This is a genomic window from Haloferula sargassicola (assembly GCF_040362925.1).
GTDB lineage: Bacteria > Verrucomicrobiota > Verrucomicrobiia > Verrucomicrobiales > Akkermansiaceae > Haloferula > Haloferula sargassicola.
The window spans coordinates 1-1,409 of sequence record NZ_BAABRI010000052.1 but is presented as its reverse complement, the minus strand read 5'-3'; the positions used below and the strand labels follow the sequence as shown (position 1 = coordinate 1,409).

At 65.0% G+C, this 1,409-nt stretch carries 1 protein-coding gene; it reads right to left on the bottom strand.

The window, feature by feature from the left end:
• Nucleotides 1–52: 52 nt before the first annotated feature.
• Nucleotides 53–1,333, bottom strand: coding sequence for an IS256 family transposase (locus ABXH26_RS20545; RefSeq protein WP_353568977.1), 1,281 nt, complete (start codon nucleotides 1,331–1,333; stop codon nucleotides 53–55).
• Between the last annotated feature and the right edge of the window lie 76 nt (nucleotides 1,334–1,409).

Genomic DNA, 1,409 nt, shown 5'->3' with positions numbered 1-1,409 from the left:
CGGGGATGTCCCTCAGATCGTTAGAATCGGTGGGAGCCGGTCGGGTTGAGATTCATCGGTTGGTGGCTTTCTGACAAGCTTGCTTCTGCCCCGCGTTGTCGCTCGGAGCAGAGGACGAGGGCGCGGCGTCAGCCGCGACAGAGGACGGAGCGTAGAGCGACAACGCGGACGCCAAACGGGGGAGGTCGCCTGCATGCCTAACCTTGCGGAAGCCTGCTTCGGCCCACAGCAGACCCGAAGCCATCCAACGAGGCACCATGTCGGCCTTCTCGTTCCAACGCTTCACGTTACCGCTCTGCGCCCGCCAGTTGCGGATCACGTTCTCGATGAGGTTCGTGCTCAGAAACGTGGTGTTGAGCGTCGCGGGCACGTCGAGTTGATGGAAGGCCAACAGCGCTCCACGCCTCTCCTTGAGCGCCACCGCTGCCGCAGCGTTACGCTCGCTGACAAACTCCAGCAGCTCCTCAAAGGCCTCCTCGCCTGCCTCCCGCCCTTGGGCTTCCCGTAGCGTTTTGAAGAGACGGTCAATATCGGCCCGGTCGCGCTGACGGACCTTCTCACGCAGGTTGGATTGCGCGTGGACCAGGCATTCCTGGCGCACCGAGTCCGGCCAGCGCCGCGACACCGCCTTTTCGATCGCCGCGCTCCCGTCCCGCAGGACCAGCAGTCGGCGGCCCGATCCGGGCGCGAAACCGCGCTTTTCCAAGCCGTCGAGCAGCGACGCCACCACCGCCGCGCTCTCCGAGGAGCCGAGCCCGAAATCCAGCACCCGCTTGTTTCCCTCTGCATCGATGCCCACGGCGATCACCACGCACAGCTCGCGCGTCAGCCACACTCCGTCGATCAGCAAAGTCAGCCAGTCGGCGTCGTCGAGCCGGCGCTCTCGCAGCAGGGCAAGCTGCTCGCGGCTTTTCTCGACCCACATCCGCGACGCCTCGCTCTTGCTCACCGCTCCATTCAAAGCCCGCTCCACCCCGCGCACCGGCATGCCCTGCGCGACGGCGGCCACGACCTGATCAAACATTCCTTGCGCACTCGATGCAGCCTCGTAGGTCGCCAGACGCACCTCGCCCTCGGTTTCATGACGCACCCGGGGTCGACGGATCTCCTCCTTGCCTCCGTCGAGGAACGCCACCCCCCGCTCCGAGCCGGCGCGGTGACAGGCGCAGTTCGGATCCGGCCGGTAGCGCGGTCCGCACAGCACATCGACCTCCTCGGCCATCGCTTCGAGCAAGCCGAGACGGACTGCTCCCTTCATCATCTCGCGGAACAATTCCGCCGCCTCGCGCTCTCCGCCTTGCAGGAACGCCTCCTTCAGTCTTTCGTGATTCATGGTGGTTGGTTGGTTTTGGTTTCGACGCCTTCACGCTGTGCGTGAGGCCAACCAGCCACCACCTCATTCTAACGAT

Bases quoted from the DNA above. Each gene is read 5' to 3' on its own strand.
- ABXH26_RS20545 (WP_353568977.1), bottom strand. From the start codon at position 1,333: ATGAATCACGAAAGACTGAAGGAGGCGTTCCTGCAAGGCGGAGAGCGC.